Genomic DNA, 25,076 nt, shown 5'->3' with positions numbered 1-25,076 from the left:
GTACAAGGTGGCAAAGATGTTTCAGGACCTGGATGCCACGCTCAAGGCGATGCTGACCGACTTGGACGCGCCGGCCGTCCTCCGCGCAGCCGACATCAGTTTCGACACGCCGGACAAGGGTTTCCAGCCCACGCTCACAACGGTGAACCTGTTCCTCCACGACGTCCAGGAGAACAGGACGCTGCGGGACGACACACCGTTGCTGGAGCGGACGGCGGACGGTTATCTGAGCCGGCGGCCGCCGCTGCGGGTGGACTGTACGTATCTGGCCACCACCTGGTCGACGAGGAGCGGGGGTCTGAAGGCCGAGGAGGAGCACCGGCTGCTCGGGCTTCTGTTGCTGTGGCTCCATCGCTTCCCAGTGATCGAGGACCGCTTTCTGCGCGGCGAGCTGAAGACTCCGCCTCCGCTGTATCCGCTGCCCTCCTCCGTCGCCCAGACGAAGGAGGGCCAGGGCATGGGCCAGTTCTGGACCGCCCTGGGGGTGGCGCCCCGGCCGGCCATCGCGCTCACCGTCACCATCGGCATGCAGCTCTCCGAGGAACCGGACGCGTACCCGGCCACCGATGTGCTCCGGATCGCCTCCACCTCGCTCAGCCATCCGGCGCTCGCGGGACGGGTGCTGGACAGCGGGCTGGCTCCGCTGGCCGGTACGCCGGTGACCGTGGTCGAGGCGCAGCGGCGGACGGTGGCAGGAGCCGCCGGACGATTCGCCTTCGACCAGCTGGAGTTCGGTACATACACCCTGCTCGTGCAGCCGCCGAACCGGCCGGAGCTGCGCCGTGAGGTGCGGTACGCGGCCGACAGCCAGGTCCATGACGTGATCCTGCCCGGTCCCTGAGCGAGCGGGACCGCGAAGACCGCGATGCCCTTCGATGACAAGGAGGAACCGAGCCGATGGCCAACTACGAGGACAGCACACCCGGTGTGCACATCGAGGAGATCACCCCGGCCGGCCCGATTGCCGGCGTCGGCGCGGGCGCCGCGGCGCTCATCGGCACAGCGGCCAAAGCGCTGCCGGACGCCGCCCTGGGCAGGCCGGTCGCCGTCACCAGCTGGACCGCGTACACCGCGTCCTTCGACGGCTACCAGCAGAACCTGCAACTTCCGCACGCCGTCCGGGGGTTCTTCGGCAACGGAGGAACTCTGGCCCAGGTGGTGCCGGTCAAGGACATGACGGGGCTCGACACCGCCCTGGACCAGCTCACCCGGGTGCCCGATGTGAGCATGGTGTGCCTGCCCGGCGTGGTCGACGTCGCCGCGCAGAAGAAGGTCATCGACCACTGCGTGGCCATGGGGAACCGCTTCGCGATCCTGGACGGTGCCCAGGATCAGACACCGCTCAAGGCCGATGGCGCGCTGCAGACCCAGCGCGGCTCGCTGATCTCCTCCGACGGGGCCTTCGCCGCGTTGTACTGGCCATGGATCCTCATCAGCGATCCGACCGCTTCCGGCGGCGCGTCGGCCATGGTGACCGTGCCGCCCTCCGGCCATGTCGCCGGTGTCATGGCGCGCAGCGACAGCCTGCGCGGGGTGCACAAGGCGCCCGCCAACGAGCCGGTCAGGGGAGCGCTGGATCTGGCGTACGCGCTCAATGACACCGAACACGGAAAGCTCAACCAGGGCGGTGTCAACGCCATCCGCCGATTCCCCGGCCGCCCGCCGCTGGTGTGGGGTGCGCGCACCCTCTCGGACGAGACTGCCTGGCGCCATGTGAACGTCCGGCGGCTCGTCTCCTACATCGAGGCGTCGCTGCTGCAGGGGCTGCGCTGGGCAGTCTTCGAACCGAACAACACTGCGCTGTGGAAGGGACTCGAGCGGTCGATCACCGAGTTCCTGACCCGGATCTGGCAGGCGGGCGCACTCTTCGGGCGTACGGCGGCGGAGGCCTTCTACGTCAAGATCGACGAGGAGCTCAACCCGGCGGCGGTGCGGGACTTGGGGCAGATCGTGGTGGAGATCGGGGTGGCGCCGACCCGCCCCGCCGAGCATGTCGTGGTGCGCCTGGGCCTGTGGGCCGGTGGCGCCGGGATCACCGAAGGCTGAGAGCCGCAGCACCTATGGCTGAGAGGAGGATCCGGCGATGCCACAGACAGGTCAGCGCGTCGATCCATTCCGCAATTTCAACTTCCTGGTGGAGCTGGAGGGCATCGCCCAGGCCAGTTTCACCGAATGCAGCGGCCTGGGCTCGACGACGGAGGTCATCGAGACACGCCAGGGCGGCGACAACTCGACCGTGAGCAAACTTCCGGGCAGGACCAGCTTCACCGACATCACCCTGAAGTGGGGGCTCACCGAGTCGACGCAACTGTGGGCCTGGCGGCAGCAGGTGGTGGACGGGAAACCGCTGCGGAAGAACGGCTCCATCGTCGTCTACGACCTCGGCAACCGCACCGAGGTCGCCCGTTGGAACTTCATCAACGCGTGGCCGAGCAAATGGGAGGGTGCCGCCTTCAACGCGAAGGGCAGCGACATCGCCATCGACACGCTGGTGCTGGCTCACGAAGGTCTGACGAGGGTGTGAGCGCGGCCATGCTGGTGACCGAAGTCGAGTTCGAACTGCCGAAGGGGTACGTCGACGCCGAGGGGAACCTGCATCGCACCGGGGTGATGCGGCTGGCCACGGCGGCGGACGAGATCTATCCGCTGAAGGATCCGCGGGTGCGGAACTGGCCCGCGTATCTGGTCGTCATCCTGCTCTCACGTGTGGTGACGAAACTCGGCGGGGTGCCGGAGATCAATCCAGGCGTCATCGAAGGCCTGTTCTCGCAGGACCTGGCTCATCTCCAGGACCTCTACAACCGGATCAACGGGCTGACGCCGACGGTCATCACGGTGCAGTGCACGCGGTGCGGTACGGAGCAGCAGGCGGAGGTGCCGCCGCTGGGGGGATGACGGGCTACCCCCTGGACCGGGTTCACCAGGAGGTGGCCTTTCTCGGCCGGTATGTCCACTGGACCCTCACCGAGGTACTGAACCTGGATCACGCGCAGCGGCGGCGCTGGGTGCGCGAGGTCGGCGACTCGGCCGCGTCGGAACAGCAGTGACGGAGGAGTATGAAGGAACTGGAGCGGGATGAGCAGCGGCACGAGCAGGAGGGTCGGCCCGCGTCGGCCACGCTCGGCGAGCTGCTCGACGCGCAGGCGCGGTGGCTGTCGGGCCGGCTGACGCCCACGTTCCCCTGGGCGGGTCCGCTGGGGACGCTGATCGAACACGCCGGGGAGATCGCCGCACCGTTCGACGGGCGCTTCGACCGGGTCGAGTCGGCTCCGGAGAGCGCCGGTGCCGCGCTGCGGCCGACGGCCACGCGCGCGTTCGGCCGGGAAACGGGTCCGGAAACGGGTCCGGAAACGGATCCAGGAGCACGGCCGGGGCCGGCAGCCTGGCCGGACCGGAAGGCGCCCGGTGCGAGGGCCGACCGGTTCACGCCGGGGCGGCCGTTGCCCGCCGATGTGCGGTCCCGGCTGCGTGACGTGGCCGGTCCGGCCGCCGACGCACTGCGCGTACACGACGACGACACTGCAGACTCCCTCGCCCACGCCCATCGGGCCGACGCGGTGACGGTGGGCCGCAATGTGTACTTTCGCGCGGGGCGGTTCCAACCGCGCGAGCCGCGCGGATTCGGGCTCCTTGTACACGAGGCCACCCATGTGCTGGCCCTGCTGCGACCGGGCGCGGCCTGGCGCCGGGCGACGGGCGGCGGCGCCCAGGACGAGGAGGCGGAGGCGCTGGCCGGCGAACGTGCCGCCGTCGCCCCCGGCGTCGTACCGCAGGCGGCTCGGCACGGCGGGCCCCCGGCACCGCACGCGCTGCCGCATCCGACACTGCATACGACCGCTCCCGGGCACCTGCCTTCCCCGGCGCACTCCCCCGCCGCCCGCCCCGCGGCAGCCCCCGCCGACCGGGACGGCCAGTTGTCCCCCGCCGTATCCGCCCCGCCCCCGCCGGACCTGGAGCGGCTCCGGCAGAGCCTCCTCGACGAGCTGATGCACCGGCTCCGGACCGACTTCGAGCGCGGAGGTTGACGTGCCACCCCCCGTGAGCAACGAGCTGGCCAAGGCCCTGATCGTGAACACGTCGACAGGCGAAGCCTTCCCCGTCATGTACAACCCGGAGGAGTTCAGGCTCGAACAGGGCAACAACTTCGCCGAGGTCGGCATCCCCGGTCTGAACAGCCCGCCGGTCCAGTATGTGCGCGGCAGGGCCCGTGCACTCACCATGGAGCTGTTCTTCGACACGTACGAAACCGATCCCCCGCAGGACGTCCGCGGGCATACCGCGCCGATCGTCCGGCTGCTCGACAAGGACCCGCTGACCCAGGGCCCGCCGGTCCTGCTGTTCTCCCTGGGCCGTTTCCACTTCGAGTGCGTACTGGTCGACGCGGGCCAGCGCTACACCATGTTCCTGCGCGACGGCACGCCCGTACGCTGCACTCTGTCCGTGCGGTTCCAGGAGTACGTACGGGTCGATGTCGAGATCCGCAGTGGCTTCTTCGTCGGCTCGCCGACGGTCTCCGCCGCTGCGAACACGGCCGTGAACACCGCTGCGCAGACGGCGCGTTCCGTGCTCCGCGGCTCCGCGACCGTGCACATCACCGTGGCGGGGGACACCCTCAGCGCGCTCGCGGGGGTCTATCTGGGCGATCCCGCCCGCTGGCGCGAGATCGCCGGGGCGAATGACAGCGAGGATCCCTTCGCCCTGCCGCCGGGTCTGCCGCTGGTCATCCCCACCGGCTCAGGAGGACCCCGGCCGTGACCGAACCCGCGACCGAACCGTCGTACTACGCGCCCCGCTTCGACGTGCGTATCTCGGGCGTGACGCTCGCTGCCGACGTGGCCGACCAGGTGCTGAGCCTGACCGTCGAGACCGACCTGGACCTTGCGGGCTCCTTCTCCCTGGTCCTGCGCAACTCCGGCAACACGCTGCTCGACTCGGCGCTGCTGGATCCCGGCCGGACCGTCGAGATCCATCTCGGGTACGGCAATGAACTGCTGCCCGCCTTCCTCGGCGAGATCGCCTCCGTCGAGCCGTCCTTCCCCCGGGACGGTCCACCCACCATCCGGGTCTCCGGCTACGACAAGTCGTACCGGATGCGCCGCGTCCAGCCGGAGCCCACCGAGTACCCGCTGATGAACGACGGGCTCATCGCCGCGCGAATCGCGGTGGAGAACGGTCTGATCCCGGTCGTGGACCCCACCCCGGGGCTCCCGGCCAAGACCCCCCAGGTCGAGAGCGACATGGCGTTCCTGAAGGCGCGCGCCGAGAAGTACTTCTTCGATGTGTACGTCGAGTGGGACCGGCTGCACTTCCACTTCCCGCGTCCCCGCACGGCCGCCCATGTGCTGGAGTGGGGCAGGAATCTGTCGAGTTTCTCGCCCCGGATCTCCGCCGCGGGGCTGGCCGGTCTGCAGGTCGTCCGCGGCTACAACCAGGAACTCGCGCAGACCATCCACAGCACCGCGCTGGCCGCCGACCTGGACGTGGCGGACCTGGCCGAGCGGCTGGGCGAGACCGCCATGGACCTGCTGGCCTCGCTGGTCCGCAAGGGCATCCGCAAGCACACCCTGGACAACCCGCTGGACGCCGCGGTGCTGGCCAGGTCCCTGCTGGCCGAACTGCTCGAGGGCATGTACGAGGGGCACGGCTCCTGCATCGGCATACCGGGCCTGTCCGCGGGCGCCTACGTCGAGATCCGCGGCGTCGGCAAGCGGTTCGGCGGCACCTACCGGGTGCGCAAGGTGACGCACCGCCTGGACGACAGCGGGTTCACCACCGACTTCTCGATCACCCAGCGCGGTCATACCAATCTCCTCGGCCTGCTCCGCAAGCAGTTGGTGGAAGAGCCCCCGCCCAACCGGGCCGAGCGCTTCTACGGCGTGCTGGTGGCCGAGGTCGAGGACAACAACGAGGTGCTGGACGTTCCGCCGACGGTGCCGCTCGGCCGGGTGAAGGTGTCTTATCCGGGCCTGTCCAAGAAGTTCACCAGCGGCTGGGCACCGTGCGCCCGCCCCATGGCCGGCAAGGACATGGGCTTCTACGCGCTGCCCGAGACCGGCGACCAAGTGCTGGTCGCCTTCGAACACGGGGATCTGAGCAAGCCGTATGTCCTCGGTGGTCTGTGGACGGTCGAGAAGGGCCCGCCGGCCACCAACACGGACGGCACGAACAGCATCCGGGTCATCAAGAGCCGCGCCGGTCACAGCATCACCTTCGACGACACCCTGGACACCGGGGAGTTGGTGATCAGGGACATGGCGGGCAGCGCCATCACGCTGAACGCCCGGGACGGCTCGATCACCATCGAAGCCGGCGGAAATCTGACGATCAAGGCCAAGGGCACCATCAGCCTGGAGGCCGCCGGGGGCAAGACGAAGATCTCGATGGACGCGACACAGGTCGACGTCACGTGAGGGGTGGAGAGAGCGATGGCGTACGTAGTGACGACGGCGAGCACGGTGGGGTGCGGGCATCTGCCGGGAGCCGGCAATGTGCGGGCGGCGGGCTCCGCCAAGCTGAGAATCGGCGGTCACCCCGTCCTGCGGAAGACGGAGCTCGTGGGATCCGCGGTCACTGTCTGCGGTACCACCGAGTCGAGTTCGCCGCCGTTCGTGAAGTGCCTGACCGTCAAGAGTGTGACCACCGGCGAGGCCCTCAAGCTCAAGGCGGGCGGGGACCCCGTCCTGCTCGACACGCTCGGCGGGACGACCGACGGCACGGTGAGCGGGACGACTCCGCAGACGGCGCTGTTCGCGGTGGCCGGACAGGCCAGGCTGCGGGCCTCCTGACGGCGGCGGGGACCACATCATGTACCCGATCAACTCCGGCTCCAGTTCCGGGGCGATCGAATTCCACGGCCGGGGCATCGCCTTCCCGATGCGGCTCGGCACCCTGGGCCTCGCTCAGTCGGCCGGTCCCAGGAAGGTCGAGGAGTCCATCCGGATCATCCTCGGCACGCAACACGGCGAGCGGGTGATGCGACCCCGCTTCGGCTGCGACCTCAAGCGGCTGGCCTTCGCGCCCAACAACGCCACTACGGCCAACCTGGCCCGCTATTACGTCGAGGAGGGCCTCGGACGATGGGAGCCGCGTATCGAACTCGTCGAGGTCGTGGTCGAGAACGACCAGACCCGCGATGCGTTGCTGATCGGCGTCACCTACCGCCTGCGAGCCACGCAGGACATCCACAGCCTCGTCCATCCGTTCTCCCTGGAGGGGCCGCGATGACCTACGAATCAGAGCGCGGGCGCATCCAGCCCCCCGATCTGGACGACCGCAGCTGGCAGGAACTCGTCGACGAGATGCGCGCCCTGATCCCCCGGTACGCGCCCGAGTGGACCGACCACAACCCCAGCGACCTGGGCATCACCCTCATCGAACTGTTCGCCTGGCTCGCCGAGGGCGTCATCTACCGGCTCAACCGGGTCCCGGACAAGCACTATCTCGCCTTTCTGCGCCTGCTCGGCATCACACGCGACCCCGCTACCCCCGCCCACACCCACCTGACCTTCACCTCGGGCGCGGGCGCGGTGACCGTACCGGCCGGGACGCAGGCCCAGACCCCCTCGGAGGAGGGAGAACTGCCAGTCGTCTTCGAGACCGACGAGGAGGTGACGGTACTGCCGGTCAACCTGCGCGACGCGGTCCTCATCGGCCCCTACCCGGCGGGTGCCGCCTCCGCGTCGTACGACCAGGTGTCGGCCGCTGTCGTCGGACCGCCGGCAGGGAAGTACCTGGTCACCGTGGAACCGAACCGGACGGTCCAGCTGTGCCTCGGCTTCGACCGGGCCACCACCGAGGAGGTGCTGCTGCGCCCTCGGCTCTATCTGCCCGTGCCGGACTCGGTGGCACCCGCGCAGACCCTGGTGAGCTGGGTGTACGCGAAGGACACGGTCCAGCCACAGGCCTGGCCCGCCGTTCCCGGGGCCGTGGACGGGACGCGGCTGCTGCGCCAGGACGGCACCGTACGGCTGCGACCGCCGGCCGACTGGGGGGCCCAGCGCCCCACGGCCCCGCCGTCCGGCAGCGGCGGTCCGCCGGGCACGGTGTGGAGCACGGTGACCGCCCGGGATCCGGCGCAGACGGTCACGGAGGCCCGGTTCTGGATCGGTGTACGGATCACCAACTCCTCCCCCGCTCCGCTGGCCGTCGGCTTCGACCGGATCCTGTTCAACTCCGCGCTCGCGCACTCCGCGCCGACGATCCGCTCGCCCGAACTGCTGGGCGAGAGCACCGGTGAGCCCTTCCAGACCTTCCCACTGCGCGGGCGTCCGCTGTTCCGGCGGCGGGACTCCGAACTGCCGCCCGGCGAGCTTGTCGTCGAGGTGGGCCGGGGCGAGCCGCCCGTGTGGCAGCCCTGGCGGCTGGTCGACGATCTGCCGCCGGGCCCCGGCGAGGTGTTCCGGGCCGACCCCGTGACCGCCGAGATCACCTTCGGCAACCATGACGAACGCACCGGGCAGGGCCATGGCACGGTGCCGCCGGCCGGCAGTCTCGTACGGGCCCTGCGCTACCGGCATGTCGGCGCGGGCGCGAGCGGCAATGTCGCCCCCGGGCGGGTCACGGTCATCGGCACAACACCGGCCGGCGCGCTGCCGTCCGGGATCACCAAGGTCACCAATCCGGGCGCGGGCCTGGACGGGGCCGACGAGGAGCCGGTCGAGGAGACACTGCGCCGGGCCCCGGAGCAGCTCAAGATCCGCGACCGCGCGGTCACCGCCGACGACTACGAGTTCCTCGCCAGGGAAGCGGCGGGCGAGATCCGGATCAGCCGCTGTCTGGGGCCCCGGCTGCACACCGCCAACGGGCCCGGCAGCCCGCCGGTCTGGAAGAAGGAGGATCCCTGGAGCTTCGCCGGGATCGTCCGTGCACCGGGGAGCGTCAACGTCATCGTCGTACCCGACCAGGATCTCACCGTGCCCCGGCCCGAACCGACCCGGGAAGTGCTCCGGGCGGTACGCGCCCATCTCGACCGGCGAAGGGATCTGACCGCCCGGCTCGAGGTGCACGGGCCGCGCTATCTGCCGGTCGTCGTCGAGGCGAGCATCGTGGTGTGGAAGCAGGCGGCCGACGCGGGCGCGGACCTGGAAGAGATCAGGAAGGACACCCTACGGAAGATCAACGCCTTTCTGCACCCGGTCCGGGGCGGCCCGTCGGGCTCGGGCTGGCAGGTGGGACAGCATGTCTTCGGTTCGGATCTGTTCCAGGCTGTCCGGCCGCCCGACGACCTCGGCTATCTCGCGACCCTCCGGGTCAAACCCGACATCCCCGCCTACCACTTCCCACCGCTGAACCCGGCCGGCACGGCCGGCAACTACCAGCCCGAGCGGGAACGGCCCCTGGCGCTCACGGATTTCGCGGCCTCCGTCCGGCTGGCCGACTACGAGCTGGTGTGCGCCGCCGCCGACAGCGCCCATCTGGTCACGCCGACGGTGTCGAACAGCTGAGCCGGAGAGGCCCGAGGGAGGAGGCAACACTGTGACCGCTGGACCTGCCGTGCCGGAGGGGAACCCCGGGAAGAGCAGTTATCTGCGTCATCTCCCGCCCGTGCTCTGGGAGAACGAGCCCGACGCCCCGGAGTTCTCGCTGGGCAGGGCCCTGCTCGTCTTCGAGAAGATCCTGACCGGCGTCGCGGACGGCGTCACCATCCCGCACGGCGATCACACCCACGCGCCGATCACGGATCAGATCGCCCGCCTCGACCGGCTGTTCGATGCCTGGCAGACGCCCGAACGGTTCCTGCCCTGGCTCGCCTCCTGGGTCGCCCTTGAGTTCCCGACGCTGCAGGGCCAACAGCTCTGGGACGAGTACCAGCGGCGCAAAGTGACCTCCGAGATCGCCCGGATCTACCGACTGCGCGGCCTGAAGGCCGGGCTGAGCACCTATCTGGATCTGTACGCGGTGAGCCGGCTCAGACCCCGGGTCGCCCTGGACGACGGCAGCCGGGTGCTGACCCTCACCCCCGGAACAGCACGGACCACGCTCGTCACCGCCCCTGTCGCCACCGCCGCCGCCACCCCGGTCGCCGCCCTCGTGACCCAGGGCCCGGTCCTCGCCCCGGACGGCACGGTCTGGGCGGAAGGGCTGCTGCGCCCCACCTGTGTGGCCACCGCCCCCGACGGGAGCGTCTTCCTCGGCGACTCGGGCACCCCCGACGGCGTCACCCCGGTGCTGCCGAGCCGGGTGTGGCGGATCGGCGCGGCGGGCCACTACGAACTGGCGGGCTCGCCCCCCAAGCCGGTCCCTGTCGCCGCCGCCACGCTGCCGCTGACCCGGGTCGTGGCGGTGACGGTACGGCCGGCCCGGGACGAGCGGCCCGAAACCCTGTACGCGCTGGACCGTTCCGGGAAGCTCTACGCCGTGGAGGCGCCGTATACCGACCGTCCGGCGGCCCTGGTCACCTCGCTGGCCACCGCGGGCACCCCCCTGTGGCCGGTGGCCATGTGCGTCGACGGTAACGGGGATCTGCTGGTGCTCGACCGCGGCTTCGGCCCGCCGTCGAGTTCGGTGCCCAAGGTGATCACGGTCAAGCTGTCCCCGGTGAGTTCGGCGGCCACGGCGCTGCACACGGTGGTGGAGCCGCTCTCGCTGCTCGTACGGAGCGACGGAACCCTGATCGTCGGTGACGGCGGGACACAACGGCCCACCGGCCCGGAGCAGTTCCCCGGCAATCTGGTGCGGATCGACCGCGGCGGCGCGACGGGCTGGACCGAGACGGCCCTGCTGTCGTCCGCCAACCCGCTGGTGGCACCGGCCGCCGTCACCGAGGACGCCGAGGGTCTGCTGTACGTCCTGGACACCGGCCTGAAACCGCTGCTTCCCCCGGCCGGCGACCCCTTCGTCCTCAAAGTCGCGGAACCCGCCGCCGTCCTCCGGGTGGACCCCGGCGCGGCTTCCCCGGCCGCGACGCGGATCACCGAACCCGGCGGGTTCGTCCACCCCACCGGGATGGCGGCCGACGGCGGGCGGCTGATCGTCTGCGATCCCGGGCAGCCCGATGTGCCCGGGCAGCAGACGTTCTGGTCACGGGTACGGCCCTACCAATTCGACGTCGTCATCCACTTCACCGAATCCCGGCTCCCGGACGAGGGGCCGGCCAGGACGAAGGCGCGGCGCCAGGCGGTGGGAGACATCCGGACGATCGTCGAGCAGAACAAACCCGCGCACACCCTGTCCGTCTTCGTGAAGTGACCAGTTGTGGAGTGAGTGACATGGCGCTGATGCGTACGCAGTACTGGGACCTGAGTTCGAGCCCGCCCACCCCGCTGGAAGGCCCTACCGGACACGGCGAGAGCGTGACCGACATGGAGAGCCATCTGCTGCCCATGGAACAGGCACGGAACACGAGCCTGTACGGATGGGGGGTGGCCGACGGGCTCCGGGTCACCGCCAAGCGGGCGGAGCCGGGGGTGACCGTCTCACCGGGCGCCGCGCTGGACGCGGCGGGGCGCCTTCTCGTACTGGCGAAGGGGTCGTTCGCGATCGTCGACCCGGACGTGGATCCCACGCAGGTACAGAACATCCCCACTGTCCCGGTCGGCGCGGAGGGGGTCACGCTCGGCACGGCGGGGCCGATCGGTGTCCGGCTGCTGACGCTGACCTGGCGTGAAGTACTGGGAGCGGACAATCCGTTCGTGCTGCTGCACGCACCCTGGCTGCGACTGCTGCCCGAGAGCGGCTTCCAGGACGTGGGCGAGCAGGTGGTGCTGGCCCGGGTGACGGTGAACGACGACGACGCGCGCTCGGTCGTGACCATCGAGTCCGGCCCTCGGCGGGCCGTGGGGGCATCGCTGGAGCGGCTCGAATTGCAGGTGCGGCGGACCGTCGACACGGGGTCCGAGCTGCGGGTGGAACACGTAGCGGCGGCGGATCTGCAGGCCCGGGAGGACGGCAGCCTGGACCTGTACCGGGTGTCGACCGTCAACGGTACGCGCAGGCTGGCCTTGACGGTACGGGGCGACACGGGCCGAGTGGGCATCGGAACATCCGCGCCTTCGGCGGGTCTGGAGATCGACAAGGGGTCGACGAACGAGTCGGCGCTGCGGCTGACGTCGTCCGGGCCGGGGATGGGCTCGGGGCTGGAGCTCGCGAACACCTCCACCGGTGCAAGGAGTTACGGAATGTACTCGGGCGCCGACGGGAAATGGCACTTCGCCGATCACGGTGCGCGCGTCGACCGGATCGTGATCGATCAGGAAGGCCGCGTCACCATCGGCCCCGGCTCGATCGCCGCGCAGCGGCCCCTGCATGTCGAGGGCCACGAGGTCCACAGCGGCGGCCCGGCGGGCGGATTCTCCTTCGCCGACCGGAACTTCGGGGGATTCGCCGAGGGCCCGGGAGCAGGTGAGCGCTGGGTCTGGTACGCGCTCGACGGCCGCGCACGGCTCTGGTCCGGGATCGACCGGCTGACCATCGGGCTGGGGGGCGAGGGCGACGCCCTCGACATCCCGGCCCGGGTGCGCGTACGGCAGGGCTGGGACAACTCGGCCGGCATCTGGTTCCACCAGAACGGGCCGGGCCTCCGCGGGTTCGTCGGCATGGCGGACGACAACCAGGTCGGCTTCTTCGGCACCGGCTTCGGCTGGGGCCTGCGGATGAACACGAACGACGGCGGGATCCAGGTCAACAGCCGTCATGTGGGCGTCGATTCCTCGGGCGTCACCGGCATCATCGGGCGCGGCAGCTGGATGGCCGGCTGGTTCGAGGGCGATGTCGCCGTCCGGGGCACGCTGCACAAGAACGGCGGCGGCTTCAGGATCGATCACCCCCTGGACCCGGCGAACAGATACCTCTCGCACTCGTTCGTCGAGTCGCCCGACATGAAGAACTTTTACGACGGCACCGTCGTCACGAACGAGGAGGGCGCGGCGACCGTCCGCCTTCCCGACTACTTCGAGGCCCTCAACCGCGACTTCCGCTACCAGCTCACCCCGATCAACCCGATCGGTGCGGCGCACGCCTGGGTGTCCCGGGAGATCCAGGGCCACGCCTTCCGTATCCGCACCAACCAGCCACGGGTCAAAGTCTCCTGGCAGGTGACGGGCGTACGCCAGGACGCGTGGGCCAACGACCACCGCATCAACGTCGAGGAGGACAAGCCGGCGGAGGCGCTGGACCTGTATCTGTACCCGGAGGGTCATGGCCGGCCCGCAAGCAGCAACATGGGGCAGTTCGTCGCGGACCGCCTCGCACCGTCCCCCGAGGAGGAGCAGTGACGACGATGCGGGAGCAGATGCGGTCGCGTCTGACCGAACTCAAGCAGGAGTACCAGGAGGGCGAGGCGCGGCTGCGGACGCTGGTCCAGCAGGAGTCCGCGCTGCGGGAGACTCTGCTGCGGATCAGCGGGGCGGCCCAGGTCCTTGAGGAACTGCTCGCCCCGGCCACCGGGGACGCCAACGGGAACGGGAACGGTCCTTCGCATTCGCCGGAGACCGGCGCCGAAGCAGAGCCGCCGGTGATGAGCGTGCCCTGAGGAGTGGCGCGGTCGAGTGCATCGGCGCGCACCCAGTGCGTGAATCGCGCCGCCCGTCCTTCAGTACCTCGGAATTCAGCGCCCCGTTTCTTCAGCACCTCGGCCGACTGGGAGGCCTTGGCGTCGGACTTCCCCTTGTCCGTCTCGCTCTCCGTCGAGCCCGAGCCGCTGCACACGGCAGCGGGGAGAGGGCGGTGCGGCCAGGGCTGCCGCGCGGCGCCCGGCTCGCGGCGCCCGGCTCGCGGCGCCCGGCTCGCGGCGCCCGGCTGGTGACCACCACCATTTACCCCCGCCCGGATCGGCTCTTCCCTGGGGGTGGCGCGTGGGAATTATGGGGGTCGATCTCTCATGTGCGTGTACGGCGGATGGCGTTGACTCGGGCATGCCGATCGGCCGGTACCCGACTCCACTCGACCTCCGAGGAGGTGACCCCGATGAGCGTACTCAAGCTCCAGAACCTGCAGCCCGTGGCGACGAACAACAGCGCTGCCGTCATCAGCCTGACGAGCAGCAGCAGCAGCTGCTGTTCCACCAAGCCGGTGTAACCCTGACGGCGATCCGTGCGGGGACGCGCTGTGTCCTCGTACGGATCGCCGTGCTGCCCCTCGGACGAACACAGAGGCTGACATGCGTAACGAACGATGGGTCTACCGATTCCTCTTCGCCTGGAACGACACGCTGTTCTTCGACCCGCTCGACGTCTCCTACGAGCCGAGGGCCGACCACTTCCTCGCCGAGCTCGACGAGCAGGTGCGGACGCGATTCGTGCGCAACGGCATCTGGTGGAGTCATCGGCACAACCCGACCCTGCCGGCGCAGGGCTGGAAGATCCATGTGTCGGCGAGTCAGCGTCACGTGCACAAGGTCGCCGCCTCGGTGATCGGATATCTGACGGCACACGAGATCGACTTCAAGATCGCTCTCGACCTCAACATCTTCGAGATGCTCAACTCCAAGGCCATGTCCAGGGGCAGCGGCGGCAAACTCATCACCGTCTACCCGCGCGACGACGATGAGTTCAGGGCATGCCTGGCCGACCTGGCCGGCATCCTGGAGGGCGCCGAGGGCGCCTACGTACTGTCGGACCTGCGGTACCGGGACAGCAAGGCGCTCCATTTCCGGTACGGCCAGTTCCTCGACACCCACAGCGTCGACGTCCTCGGGCGGCGGGTGCCGCACATCGTCGGACCGGACGGGCCGGCCCCCGACGACCGACGCCCCGGGTACGCCCAACCGTGGTGGGTGCCCTGGCCGTTCACCGACTGGAAGCCCTCCGACGACGAAGACGACGCGGACGGCTTGCTCGGGGGCCGCTTCCGGGTGACCGGGGCGATCCAGTTCTCCAACAGCGGCGGGGTGTACACGGCCGAGGACACGGCGAACGACGACCGGCCGGTGGTGCTCAAGGAGGCCCGCCCGCACACCAACATCAACCCGCGTCAGGACCACGACGCCGTGGACATCCTCGCCCGGGAATGGATGTTCCTGAACCGGCTGGCCGGCATCGGCTCGTATCCGGCTCCGATCGCCACGTTCCAGCACTGGGAGCACCACTACATAGCCGAGGAGTTCATCGACGGCACCGACATCCGCTCGGTGCTGCTCGAACGCAACCCGCTCGCGCGGCCGGGGTTCGACATCGAACGCTCGCGGGAGTTCCTGCGGATCTTCATCGCCGTCTTCCGCGGACTGGCACGTGCGATCCGGGCCGCCCACGAGCGCCAGGTGATCCTCGGTGACTTCACCCCCGCGAACCTGCTCATCGACCCCGACACCCACGAGGTGACCATCGTCGATCTGGAGGCGTGCCGACTGGCCGGGGGCGGGAGCGGCGAGGCCTCGCTGGAGAAGCCGGTCGAACTGTTCACACCGGGGTTCAGCCTCTCCCGGAGCCGCTTCAAGGCATCCGGACCGGAGGGCGACCTGTACGGCCTGGCGAACACCATGGCGTACTTCATCTTCCCGATCGCGGCGATGTCGTACGTGCGCGAGGACGTCCTCGATTCGTACCGGATCTTCACCGACGGCCTGGGCTGGCCGGAGCGGATCCATCGGCTGCTCACCGACCTGGCCCGGGCGCGGATCACCCTCGCCGACGTACTCGAGGCCCTGGAGCACGAGGCGGACCTGCTCGACCAGGTCAAGGCCGCACCGCCGCGACCGGTCGTCGAGGAGCGGCTCGGGCTGGAGGAGGCCGAGGCCGGGGTGGCCGCATTCGTCGAGGCCGTCGCCGACACCGACCGGGACACCCTCTTCCCCGTGGACCCGTTCGCGCATGTCACCAATCCGCTGAGCCTCGGCTTCGGGGCCAGCGGCGTCCTGTGGTCGCTGGACGCCTCCGGCATGCCGATCCGGCCCGAATGGCGTGACTGGCTGCGCGACAAACTGGCCGGCATTGACGTGGCGGAGTACCCGGACGGTCTCATGAGCGGCCTGGCCGGCATCGCCTGGGCGGCCGACTCGCTCGGGCTCCGGACCCGGGCCAGGGAGTTGCTGACACAGGCCAATCAGCGCGCGCAGGAGGCCGGCGACTACACGTTCTACTACGGCCTCGCCGGAGTGGGGATGACGAATCTGCGCTTCTTCCTGCGCAGCCACGACCCACGCGATCTCGCCGCCGCGCAGCAGTGCGCGCGTGTGCTGTGCGCCGCCGCGCAGCGCGACGGCCGGCAGGTCTACTGGCTGAACGAATTCGCGACCAAGGGGCCGCTGACCGGGCTGGGCTTCGGTCAGGCCGGTGTCGCGATGTTCCTGTTGCGGATGCACCAGGTCACGGGAGAGGAACGCTATCTGCGGCTCGGGCGGGACGCGCTCTCCTGGGAGATGGCCCATGCAAGACCCTTGGACGCCGATGCCGACGACGGCCCGGTCATGTTCGAGCACGAAGGGACCTTTGAGCCGTACATCGAGGTGGGGTCCGCGGGCGTGGCGCAGGTGCTGCTGCGCTACGGAGACCTGGACGCCGCACGAACCGTACTGCGCGGGCTGGACGTCGGGTACTCGGTGCTGCCGGGGTACGCCTTCGGCATGAGCGGGGTCGCCGACGCGCTGCTGGACGCGGCCGAGTTCACCGGCGACCGTTCGTACCGTGACACCGCGTTGCGGCAACTCGACTTCGTCCGGAAGGTCTTCCTGTTCGAGCCCGCCGAGCGCTTCGCGGTGCCGCGCCGCAGCGGGGTGACCGGGGTGACCCCTCTGGGCGTCCCCGGCGAGGGGCTGCTGCGCTGCGCCTGCGACTACCTGACCGGCTCGGCGGGCGTGCTGCGGGTACTCCATCGCGTGAACAGCGGTGGCACGACCGACTTCCTGCTGGACGAGGCAGTGCGGTGAAGCAGTTGTGGCGCACCCTGCGGGGTCACCGGGCCCAGTTCGTCGTGATTCTCGCCGCCGAGGCGACCACGGGCGGGCTCGAAGCCCTGCTTCACCCGCTGCTGCTCAAGGCCCTGTTCGACCAGGCGATCCTGACCGCGGATTTCCACAGATTCCTCGTCCTCGGCGTCGGCTACCTGCTGCTGGGACTGACCCTCAACCTCGCGGGTTACTGGATCTCCTGGTGGCGCAAGCGGTTCGAGAACTCGTTCGTGCTGGTGCTGGAGACGGAGCTGCTGGCCCGCACGCTCGGTCTGGACGGCCGGAAGGTGTCGGAGGCGGGAAACGCCTCCTACGTCAGCCGTATCCACAACGATGTCTCCGAGGGCGTCCTGCCGGCCGTCGACGTCTGCATCCGCATCGCGAGACAGACGGTCGCGTCGGTCGTCTTCCTCGGCGTGCTGTTGTACCTGTCCTGGCAGGCCAGCCTCATCCTGCTGGTCATCGTGCCGCCGCTGGTGCTCGTGAGCAACCGGCTGGCCAAGCGGATCGAGGACAACACCGAGCCCGAACGCGAGGCGGAGGCGCGGTACATCAACAAGCTGACCCGGACGCTCGAGTCGTTCCACGCGCTCCGCGGTCTGCCGTCGCTGCTGCCCGGCACCCGCGCGGCGAACCAGGACGCGCTGCGCGGATTCCTCGGCATCACCTTCGTCAACTACCGGCTGTCGTTGAAGCAGAGAACCCTCAGCGACCTGGTGATGAACCTGTCGGACACCGCTTCGATGATCATCGGAGCCTTCTTCGTCTTCTCCGGCAGGATGTCGTTCGGCAGCTTTCTCGCCTTCGTGAACTCGCTGTGGCGAGCCGTCAGCGGGATCTTCGACCTCATCAACATGATTCCGCAGGCCCGCCGGAGCACCGCCGTCCTCAAGCGGATCCAGGCTCTGCGCGACTCCCGGGGGACGCCGTACCACGACGAAGGATCCCTGGTGCTGGTCCGCGGAGCCCGGGTCAGGTACGGCGACGGCGCCGACGTGTCGATCGACGACTTCGAGCTGCGCGCCGGCGAGCATGTACTGCTCCGCGGCCCCAACGGCTGCGGAAAGACCACCCTCCTGCACATCATCTCCGGGACGCTCGCCCCCGACGCCGGTGCGGTCACCCTGCCGCCCCGGGTGGCGAGCCTGACCACTTCGGTGAACCTGCCGCCGCTGCCGGTACGCGAACTGGTCGCCGACGGGCGGCTGCGCGCATCGATGGGCCTGGACGGCCTGGCCGATCAGCTGCCCTCCGAGCTGTCGTCCGGGCAACGGCAGCGGGTCGGAGTCGCCGCGCTCCTGTGCGAGGACGCGGACGTGTACCTCGCCGACGAGCCGTTCTCGAACCTCGACGAGAAGGGCAGGGACATGGTGCTCCGGACGCTGCGGGAGCGGACCGAGGGACGCGCCCTCCTTGTCGTGCACCACGGGGACGAGGATCTCGACAGCCACTTCGACCGGGTGGTGACCTTGGCGGTGGCCACCGCACTCTCCTGAGCCGGTGGCCTGCACCTGGCCCACGTACCCACCGACACCGCAGGGTTCGGCGAAGCCGTCAGTGAGCGGCGGCCTCGCGGGCACAGCAGAAGACCGACGCTCTACGCGGCCGCCGCAGCCGGACTCATCATCTACATCGCGAAGCTGACCGCCGGCGCGGCGTTCGGCACGGTGGCACCGGAAGCGGTGACCAGGTCGCGGGTGGCGGAGGCGAATGCCGCCCGGTTGGGGTGGCCGGTCTTCTGGAGGAGGCTCGCCACGTGCTTCTCCACGGTGCGCGGCGAGATGTGCAGTCGGCCGGCGATGTCCTTGTTGCCAATCCGTTCGGCGAGCAGCCGGGCCACCTCGAACTCGCGGACGGTGATGCCGCACCGGCGCAGATCCGGCGGCACCTGCTCGGTACCCGTGCGTCGTTGCCGGACCGGCGCACCCATCCCGCGGAGCAGGGCCCGGCAGGCGCCGGCGACCGCCTGGAGGCCGGCGCCGTGGAAGTACTCCTCCGCCTCGCGCAACCAGTCGACCGGTGCTCCCCAGCCGTCCTCGTACGCCGACTGCGCGACCAGACGCAGACACAGGTGGCGCGCCATGGGGTAGAGCTCGGCCGCCTCCAGCGCAGCGCCCGCGGCGGCCGTCGCCTCGCCGGAGCGGCCCTCGCGGCCCAGCAGCACAGCGTGCGCCAGGCCGACGAACTGGCGGTTCCAGCGGGTACCGCTGACGCTTGCCTCCGCAATACCGGCGTAGTGCCGCCGCCCCATGCGCCCGGCCAGCACCCCCAGCAGCAGGATGATGCCGTGCTTGCCGAACTCGCCGGTCGCCGGGTTCTCCGCGTCGTAGGCGAGCGCCTGTGCGAACTCCTGCTCGGCGGCGTCGTGATTCTCCTCCAGCAGCGAACAGAACGCCCGCGCCAGCCCGTACGACATCGATCGCGCGCCGGGGACGGTATCGATGAGCGGGGCGAGTAACTCCAGTGCCTCCTGCATCTCAGCGCGCCGGCCCTGGTGGGCGTACCGCACCGCCTCGGCCAGCCACAGCATGGACAGGGCGGCCCGGCCCAGCCTCGGCCGCGTCGCATCGGCCACCCCCTCGCGGATCCGGTCCCGGGCTCCCTCGAACTCGCAGCGCTGGATCTGGTCCAGTGCGAGGACGAAGCCTGTCTCCTGGGCCAGCGGCAGTACGCCCATCCGCAGGGCGTCCTGCCGGGCCTGCTCGACCCGGGCCAGCCGGCCGTCGCGCCGCGCCGCGATCCTTGCCAGGTACACCTCGGCGGACACCCGGAGTACGGGGAGCCGGCGCGCGTGGGCGATCGCGCAGGCACGCACGAAGTGTGTTATCGCGGTCGGCTCGTCCCGTTCCCAGGCCAGCTGCCCGAGCACCAGCAGAGCTTTGCAGGCCACTGCCGGCAGGCCGGCGCGCTGGGCCGCGTCCGCCGCCCGGCGCGCGAACTCGGCGGCGGTGGACAGCCGGTCGGGGGCAAACCGGCTCAGCTCCACATGCGCCGCGGCAAGGTCCACAAGAGCGGAGTGGGCATCGGCCGGGCGGCCCCCGAGCAACCAGCGGGCGGTGTCGAGGTGCCGGAGGGCTTCCGCCGGCCGCCCCATCAGGGTGGCGACGTCGGCCAGTCGTGCGTGAAGCCCGGCCCGGCGCTGGGCCGGTATGTCGTGGTCGCCGCCCAAGGTTTCCAGGCTGATGGCCAGCGCGGGCACCTGGTCGAATCGGGCCGAGCAGGCGACGGCGTCCAGCAGTTGCTCCAGCACCGTGGCGTGCAGTTCTGGTGCGGTACCGGGTTCGACGAGATGGTGTGCCCGGGTCAGCAGTGCCACCGCCCGTTCCACCGTGCCCTCGGTCATCGCCCGCCTCGCCGCCTCGCAGTACAGGCGGATGGACTCCTGAGGGTCGCCGGCGTGCCCGTGCAGCTCGGCGGCGAGTGCGCACCACACTCCGGGCAGCCCCGGGTACAGGTCGACCAGTGCACGCGCCGCCCGCCGTGCGTACCCGGCGCGCTCACCCGGTCCGAGGTCGTCCAGCAGAGCCTCCGCCGCCAGCTGGTACCGGAACGCGTACCACTGCGTGCTCGACCCGTCCGGCACGATCAGGTACGACGCGACCCCGGCACGCAGGATCGCGGACAGTTCCCTGTGGTCACAGCCGATTGCGTGCTGCAGCACCGCCGGCGGGAAGCGCTGCCCGAACAGGGCCGCCATGCTCAAGCATTCCACGCCGAGCCGGCCGAGCTTCTCGGCCCGGCGTCTGACGCTGTCGGCGACGGTGGAGGGGACGGACAACATCCGGCTGTCGTCGCGAGCGTCGCCGGTGAGGTCGTGGAGGAGCTCCTTGACCACGAACGGGATCCCGGCGCTGCCGCTCACCATGCGGTGGACGAGCTCGGGGCTGACCTCGGCCGGGGCGATTCCCAGCTCGGTCGCGACGAGGATGTGCACGTCGGCGCGGCTGAGGGGGCACAGGTCGAGAATCGCCGCTGCCCCGCGCTGGCGCGCCCGCGCGGCCAGCTCGGTCGCCGCGCAGGGTTCGCGCCCTGCGGTGAGCAGGAGCACGGCCGGCTGTTGCCCGATGTTGTCCAGCAGGTACTCGACCATCGCCAGCGTCCCGGCGTCGGCGTCGTGCAGGTCGTCGAGGACGAGCAGGCAGCCCCGCAGACGTCCGACGACGGCGACCAGGCGCAGTACCGCCTCGGCAACCATAATGTGAGACGTGGTACCGACACCCGTGTCCCGCGTGTCGGTGAGCAGTTGGGCAAGAACCGGCCCGTAGCGGCCCAGCTCGCCCCGGTCCGGCAGCAGGCCGGCGCGGGACAGCGAGAGCAGCGCTTCGACCAGCGGTCGGTACGGGACGACCGAGCCCACCGTGCTTGCCCGCCCCTGGGCCGTGACCATGTCCGCCTCGGCAGCGGCGGCGATGGCCTCGGAAGCGAGCCGGGTCTTGCCGACGCCTGGCTCGCCGGTGACGAAGACCGCTCCGCCCCGCCCTGACCGGGCGGCAGCCAGCGAGGTCACGACCTGCCCCATCTCGGCGTCCCGGCCGATGAGTTCCCCTTGTCTTCGGTGATGGCCGTCGTGGCCCGTGGTGGTGCGGTCGTACGGCATGGTCATCTGCCTCTCTTCGTGCGCGGGGAAGAGGGAGTTCAACGTGCTTGGTCGAGTAGGAGCTCTCTCATACGTCTCAGCAGGGCGTGCTGCGGCGACAGTGCCGAGGTGTAATGGCGGCGGTCGGCGGTCGTGGAGAGGCGGATCTTCCGGCGCTGCTCCACAGCAGGCGGGCCGTCCGGGCTCCACCACGTCCGCAGAGCGTCGGTCAGGCAGGCCCGGCCCCCGGCGGCCGGGCCCTTCGCCGCGTACTTCTCACGCCTCGGCCGCCCACTCCAGTGCTGGTGGAACGCGTCGTCCGTCAGCGCCGGCCAGAGGTCAGACACCGGCTCATCCCCCTCCGGCGGGCCTTCCTCGGCGCCGCCGGGGACGACGATATGAAGGGTGCGGCCTTTCCTGTAACCGTCCGTTTGGGGGGCTTGCGCGGGGCGGTCACACCCTGTCGAGGCTGTCCTCGCACACCCGCCGGGCCTGGTTGGGCTTCGTGTACGTGGGGCGGCCCGCCTGCTGGTCATGGCCTTGACCCGGTTCCGCGTCCGGCGTGCCGGGCAGCTCGGAAGGCCCGGTGCTGCCGCGACGGGAGCGCGAACATGGTGTCGGGCGTGGAGCCGTCCGTACTCCTCCCTGCCCTCGCCCTCGTGCGCCGACGGGCTCCTCGGCCGGGTCCTCCTGATGCTGCGACCAGGCCGACAGGGAGACTTGTACCCGCGTCCGTGGCGCAACGCCGACCATGCGCCGCCGCGCTCCTCAGGGCACCGGAGGGCCCCCTGGGTGTCCCGATCCTCGAACACACATATCCTTCTGGCTGGCGTCGTGAGCGAATGGCAGCAGGGGGAGGACCAACCTCACATGGAGTACCTCAATCCGGGCGATCCGCAGGCGATCGGTGCGTACCGGCTGCTGCGCAGACTCGGTGCCGGAGGCATGGGACAGGTCTATCTGGCCCGCTCCGCCGGCGGCCGTACCGTCGCCGTAAAACTGGTGCACAGAGAGCTCGCCGGCCAGGCGGAGTTCCGGCGGCGCTTCCAGCAGGAGGTGGAGGCCGCCCGGCGCGTGGGCGGCCAGTGGACCGCCCCCGTGCTCGACTCCGACACGAACGCCGCCACGCCATGGGTGGCGACCGGCTACATCGCAGGACCGTCGCTCCAGGACATCGTGGCCGACGCCGACTACGGGCCACTGCCCGATCGGTCCGTGCTCATCCTGGCCGACGGACTGCTCGGAGCTCTCGCGGACATCCACCGTGCGGGACTCGTCCATCGTGACCTCAAGCCCTCCAATGTGCTGGTCACCCTCGACGGTCCGCGCGTCATCGACTTCGGGATCGCCCGCGCCCTGGAACCGGTCGCGGAAGCCCCGGCCACCCGCACCGGTGCCGTGATCGGCTCTCCCGGCTTCATGTCACCCGAGCAGGTGCGGGGCGAGCGGGTCGGCACGGCGAGCGATGTGTTCTGCCTCGGCGCGGTCCTCGCGTACGCCATGACCGGGCGGGTGCCGTTCGGCGGCATCGAGAGCGGCATCCACGCGCTGCTCTTCCGTATCGCCCACGAGGATCCGGACCTCTCGGCGCTCCCGGAGGGCCCCCTCCTCCGTCTGATCACCGCCTGTCTCGCCAAGAATCCCGAGGACCGGCCGACGGTCGCGCAACTGCGGGAGTTCACCGAGCCGTACATGCGGGAACAGGACGCGGGCGCATGGCTCCCTGCCGAGCTGACCGCGCATCTGGGGCGCCACGCGGCACGGCTGCTGGACGCCGAACTGGCGGGGCAGCCGCCGACGGTGGTGCCCGGCGGTCACGTACCGAGCGTCCCGACAGGGCAGTTCGGGCCCGCGTACCCGTTCCCGCCCCACCCGACTCCCGGCATCCACGGGCCGGTGCCGCCGCCGGTGTTCGGGCCCGCGACACCGCCGCCGCGGCCGGCGGCCGGCCGGCCGGCGCTGAAGTCGCCCAGGGGCCTGTCCAATGCGCTGGTCATCCTGCTGGGCACCGGAATGCTCGTGTCCGTCATCGACCTCAACTACGAGGCGAAGCTCGTCGGCGAACTGGCCGACGTCCAAAGCACGGTGGAGCTGACCGGATCGAATCCTTCCGACCTGCTCTACGCGCTCCAGTTGACGTGGAAGGGCACCCCGGACGCGTTCATGGGGCTCTGGTTCCTCATCATGCTCGCGACCGTCGTACTGTGGCTCATCTGGTTCCGGCGCGTACGGATCAACGCCGAACTGTTCGACCCACAGGCGCACAGGCTCGGGCGCGGATGGGCACTGGCCGCCTGGTTCGTGCCCGTGGCTCATCTCTGGGTGCCCAAGCAGGTCATCAACGACGTCTGGACCGCCAGCGCATCGCCGCCCGCTCCCGCGTCCTATGCCACCCAGCCCCAGCGGCCGACACCCTCACGCGGCGCACTGCACGCATGGTGGCTGTCGTTCGCCGGGAGCATCGGCCTGCTGTACGTCTCCAAGGCCTGGCAGCCCTGGGACGAGGCCCAGAATCTCGACGAAGCCCGGCTGCTCGCCCTGCTGAGCCTGTTCGAAGGCGTACTGACCCTGGCATCGGCGGTGCTGGCCGTCGTGGTCGTGCAGCAGGTGACGTCGATGCAGCAGCGCCGCATCGTCGCCACCCAACAGCACTCGGGTGGCCTCGTGGGGGCCGGGGGAATTCACACGACGCGCAGGTGAGCGCGCCCGGGCCGGAACTGGCGGGCGCGCCCCCGGGCCAACGATCCGCCTTGTGCATGTGCTCGCGGCGGCCGTGGTGGCGGGCATCTGGAGAGCGCCTACGCGTCCCGAAGACCCGCAGGGGATCCACTCGGCCGCCCACCCCGCCTCATGCTCGGTCGGTCACGAACCGGTCGAGCGCCGCGGTCAGTTCGGCCGGCTTCTCCACCGGCAGTTCGTGGCCGGCGTCCACGATCCGGACCACCGCGTCCGGGTAGGCCTTCGCCATCCGCAGCATCTGCGCGACGGGCAGCTGGATGTCGTGGTAGCCGTGCACCAACAGGGTGGGCGTGCGGATCTCGCCGACCCGGTCGAGGATGTCGAAGGTCCGCATGGCGGCGTAGCACGTCATGACCACCTCCCGCGGCGTGGCCGAGGAGGCCCGGATGTACTCGCGGATCTGCTCGCGCGGATAGCCGGGGGCAAAGGCCCGCTGGATGTTGGTGGCGACGAACAGCTTGAACGGCACCCGCGTGGACGCCGCCATCAGCACGCCCCTCCCCCGGCTGTAGGTCATCCGGCTGATCGAGTTCACCAGTACCAGGCGCTCGATCCGCTCGGGATGGCCCAGGGCGAGGGTCTGCGCGATCATGCCGCCCATGGAGTGGCCGACGAGCACGAACCGGTGGACCTCCAGGTGGTCGAGGAGGGCGAGGACATCCCCGGCCAGCTCTTCGATCGTCCGCGCCCCCGACCCGCTGCTCTCGCCGTGCCCGCGCAGGTCGAGCCGTACGACCCGCCGCTTCGGGGCGAAGTGAGCCATCTGGTGGTCCCAGCGGTGCCGGTTGGCCGTCCAGCCGTGGATGAACACCAGGGGGACGCCGTCACCGTCACGGGGGCCCTCGTCGTCGTACGTCAGTGCTGCGCCGTCGACAGCGAGCTGCGGCATGGGGCGTTGCCTCCTGGGGTGTGGTCCGAGTACGGCCGGGTGCTGCCTCCGGC

General features: G+C 70.3%; 21 protein-coding genes. 18 read left to right on the top strand and 3 right to left on the bottom strand.

Translation table 11 applies throughout. The features are described 5' to 3' along the window. Positions 1 to 16: 16 nt before the first annotated feature. From OG883_RS14215 to OG883_RS14135, 17 genes are all read left to right on the top strand, one after another. Positions 17 to 841, top strand: a complete 825-nt coding sequence (locus tag OG883_RS14215) for a Pvc16 family protein (RefSeq protein WP_266539955.1) — start codon at positions 17 to 19, stop codon at positions 839 to 841. A gap of 56 nt (positions 842 to 897) precedes the next feature. Then, entirely contained in the window at positions 898 to 2,046 is a 1,149-nt protein-coding gene (locus tag OG883_RS14210) for a phage tail sheath subtilisin-like domain-containing protein (RefSeq protein WP_266539953.1), read from the top strand. A 37-nt stretch (positions 2,047 to 2,083) separates the two neighbouring features. Beyond that, complete coding sequence (locus OG883_RS14205; RefSeq protein ID WP_266539951.1) at positions 2,084 to 2,524, top strand: phage tail protein; 441 nt, start codon at positions 2,084 to 2,086, stop codon at positions 2,522 to 2,524. Positions 2,525 to 2,532: 8 nt separating this feature from the next. Continuing rightward, positions 2,533 to 2,895, top strand: a complete 363-nt coding sequence (locus OG883_RS14200) for a hypothetical protein (RefSeq protein WP_266539949.1) — start codon at positions 2,533 to 2,535, stop codon at positions 2,893 to 2,895. Next, positions 2,892 to 3,047, top strand: coding sequence for a DUF6760 family protein (locus OG883_RS14195; RefSeq protein ID WP_266539947.1), 156 nt, complete (start codon positions 2,892 to 2,894; stop codon positions 3,045 to 3,047). Before OG883_RS14200 ends, OG883_RS14195 begins: the two co-directional genes overlap by 4 nt. A gap of 9 nt (positions 3,048 to 3,056) precedes the next feature. Next, complete coding sequence (locus OG883_RS14190; protein ID WP_266539945.1) at positions 3,057 to 4,025, top strand: DUF4157 domain-containing protein; 969 nt, start codon at positions 3,057 to 3,059, stop codon at positions 4,023 to 4,025. A 1-nt stretch (position 4,026) separates the two neighbouring features. Beyond that, positions 4,027 to 4,755: a hypothetical protein gene (locus tag OG883_RS14185; RefSeq protein ID WP_266539943.1), complete on the top strand. Its 729-nt coding sequence runs from the start codon at positions 4,027 to 4,029 to the stop codon at positions 4,753 to 4,755. Further along, on the top strand, positions 4,752 to 6,410 hold the full coding sequence (locus OG883_RS14180; RefSeq protein ID WP_266539941.1) for a phage baseplate assembly protein V: 1,659 nt from the start codon (positions 4,752 to 4,754) through the stop codon (positions 6,408 to 6,410). The genes OG883_RS14185 and OG883_RS14180 overlap by 4 nt, the downstream gene beginning before the upstream one ends. Before the next feature lie 15 nt (positions 6,411 to 6,425). Further along, complete coding sequence (locus tag OG883_RS14175; RefSeq protein WP_266539939.1) at positions 6,426 to 6,785, top strand: hypothetical protein; 360 nt, start codon at positions 6,426 to 6,428, stop codon at positions 6,783 to 6,785. A 19-nt stretch (positions 6,786 to 6,804) separates the two neighbouring features. After that, positions 6,805 to 7,224 carry a GPW/gp25 family protein gene (locus OG883_RS14170; RefSeq protein WP_266539937.1) on the top strand — a complete coding sequence of 140 codons (420 nt, stop codon included), beginning with the start codon at positions 6,805 to 6,807 and terminating at the stop codon, positions 7,222 to 7,224. Continuing rightward, entirely contained in the window at positions 7,221 to 9,443 is a 2,223-nt protein-coding gene (locus OG883_RS14165; protein WP_266539935.1) for a baseplate J/gp47 family protein, read from the top strand. The genes OG883_RS14170 and OG883_RS14165 overlap by 4 nt, the downstream gene beginning before the upstream one ends. Positions 9,444 to 9,474: 31 nt before the next feature. Beyond that, on the top strand, positions 9,475 to 11,187 hold the full coding sequence (locus OG883_RS14160) for a phage tail protein (RefSeq protein WP_266539933.1): 1,713 nt from the start codon (positions 9,475 to 9,477) through the stop codon (positions 11,185 to 11,187). Between the two features lie 20 nt (positions 11,188 to 11,207). Continuing rightward, positions 11,208 to 13,211, top strand: coding sequence for a hypothetical protein (locus tag OG883_RS14155; RefSeq protein ID WP_266539931.1), 2,004 nt, complete (start codon positions 11,208 to 11,210; stop codon positions 13,209 to 13,211). After that, positions 13,208 to 13,468: a hypothetical protein gene (locus OG883_RS14150; protein WP_266539929.1), complete on the top strand. Its 261-nt coding sequence runs from the start codon at positions 13,208 to 13,210 to the stop codon at positions 13,466 to 13,468. The genes OG883_RS14155 and OG883_RS14150 overlap by 4 nt, the downstream gene beginning before the upstream one ends. 434 nt (positions 13,469 to 13,902) lie before the next feature. Next, positions 13,903 to 14,013 (top strand): class III lanthipeptide, encoded by a 111-nt coding sequence (locus OG883_RS14145; RefSeq protein WP_266539927.1) that lies wholly within the window; start codon positions 13,903 to 13,905, stop codon positions 14,011 to 14,013. An 82-nt stretch (positions 14,014 to 14,095) separates the two neighbouring features. After that, on the top strand, positions 14,096 to 16,798 hold the full coding sequence (gene lanKC / locus OG883_RS14140; RefSeq protein ID WP_266539925.1) for a class III lanthionine synthetase LanKC: 2,703 nt from the start codon (positions 14,096 to 14,098) through the stop codon (positions 16,796 to 16,798). Further along, positions 16,795 to 18,315 carry an ABC transporter ATP-binding protein gene (locus tag OG883_RS14135; RefSeq protein WP_266539923.1) on the top strand — a complete coding sequence of 507 codons (1,521 nt, stop codon included), beginning with the start codon at positions 16,795 to 16,797 and terminating at the stop codon, positions 18,313 to 18,315. Before lanKC ends, OG883_RS14135 begins: the two co-directional genes overlap by 4 nt. A 131-nt stretch (positions 18,316 to 18,446) precedes the next feature. Here OG883_RS14135 and OG883_RS14130 read toward each other — a convergent pair whose 3' ends face one another. Further along, the gene (locus OG883_RS14130) at positions 18,447 to 21,422 is read right to left on the bottom strand and encodes a LuxR family transcriptional regulator (RefSeq protein ID WP_266539921.1); all 2,976 of its coding nucleotides are present in this window, start codon (positions 21,420 to 21,422) and stop codon (positions 18,447 to 18,449) included. A gap of 32 nt (positions 21,423 to 21,454) precedes the next feature. Further along, positions 21,455 to 21,742 (bottom strand): hypothetical protein, encoded by a 288-nt coding sequence (locus tag OG883_RS14125; RefSeq protein WP_266539919.1) that lies wholly within the window; start codon positions 21,740 to 21,742, stop codon positions 21,455 to 21,457. Between the two features lie 523 nt (positions 21,743 to 22,265). On the opposite strand from OG883_RS14125, the gene OG883_RS14120 reads away from it, so the two are divergent. Then, positions 22,266 to 24,095 carry a DUF4328 domain-containing protein gene (locus OG883_RS14120; RefSeq protein ID WP_266539917.1) on the top strand — a complete coding sequence of 610 codons (1,830 nt, stop codon included), beginning with the start codon at positions 22,266 to 22,268 and terminating at the stop codon, positions 24,093 to 24,095. A 148-nt stretch (positions 24,096 to 24,243) separates the two neighbouring features. On the opposite strand, the gene OG883_RS14115 is transcribed toward OG883_RS14120, so the two are convergent. Next, positions 24,244 to 25,023: an alpha/beta fold hydrolase gene (locus tag OG883_RS14115; RefSeq protein WP_266539915.1), complete on the bottom strand. Its 780-nt coding sequence runs from the start codon at positions 25,021 to 25,023 to the stop codon at positions 24,244 to 24,246. Positions 25,024 to 25,076: the final 53 nt, after the last annotated feature.

The organism is Streptomyces sp. NBC_01142 (assembly GCF_026341125.1).
In the GTDB taxonomy this organism is placed as follows: domain Bacteria; phylum Actinomycetota; class Actinomycetes; order Streptomycetales; family Streptomycetaceae; genus Streptomyces.
Note: the sequence above shows the minus strand (reverse complement) of the source record. Positions and strands in the feature narration are given on the sequence as shown.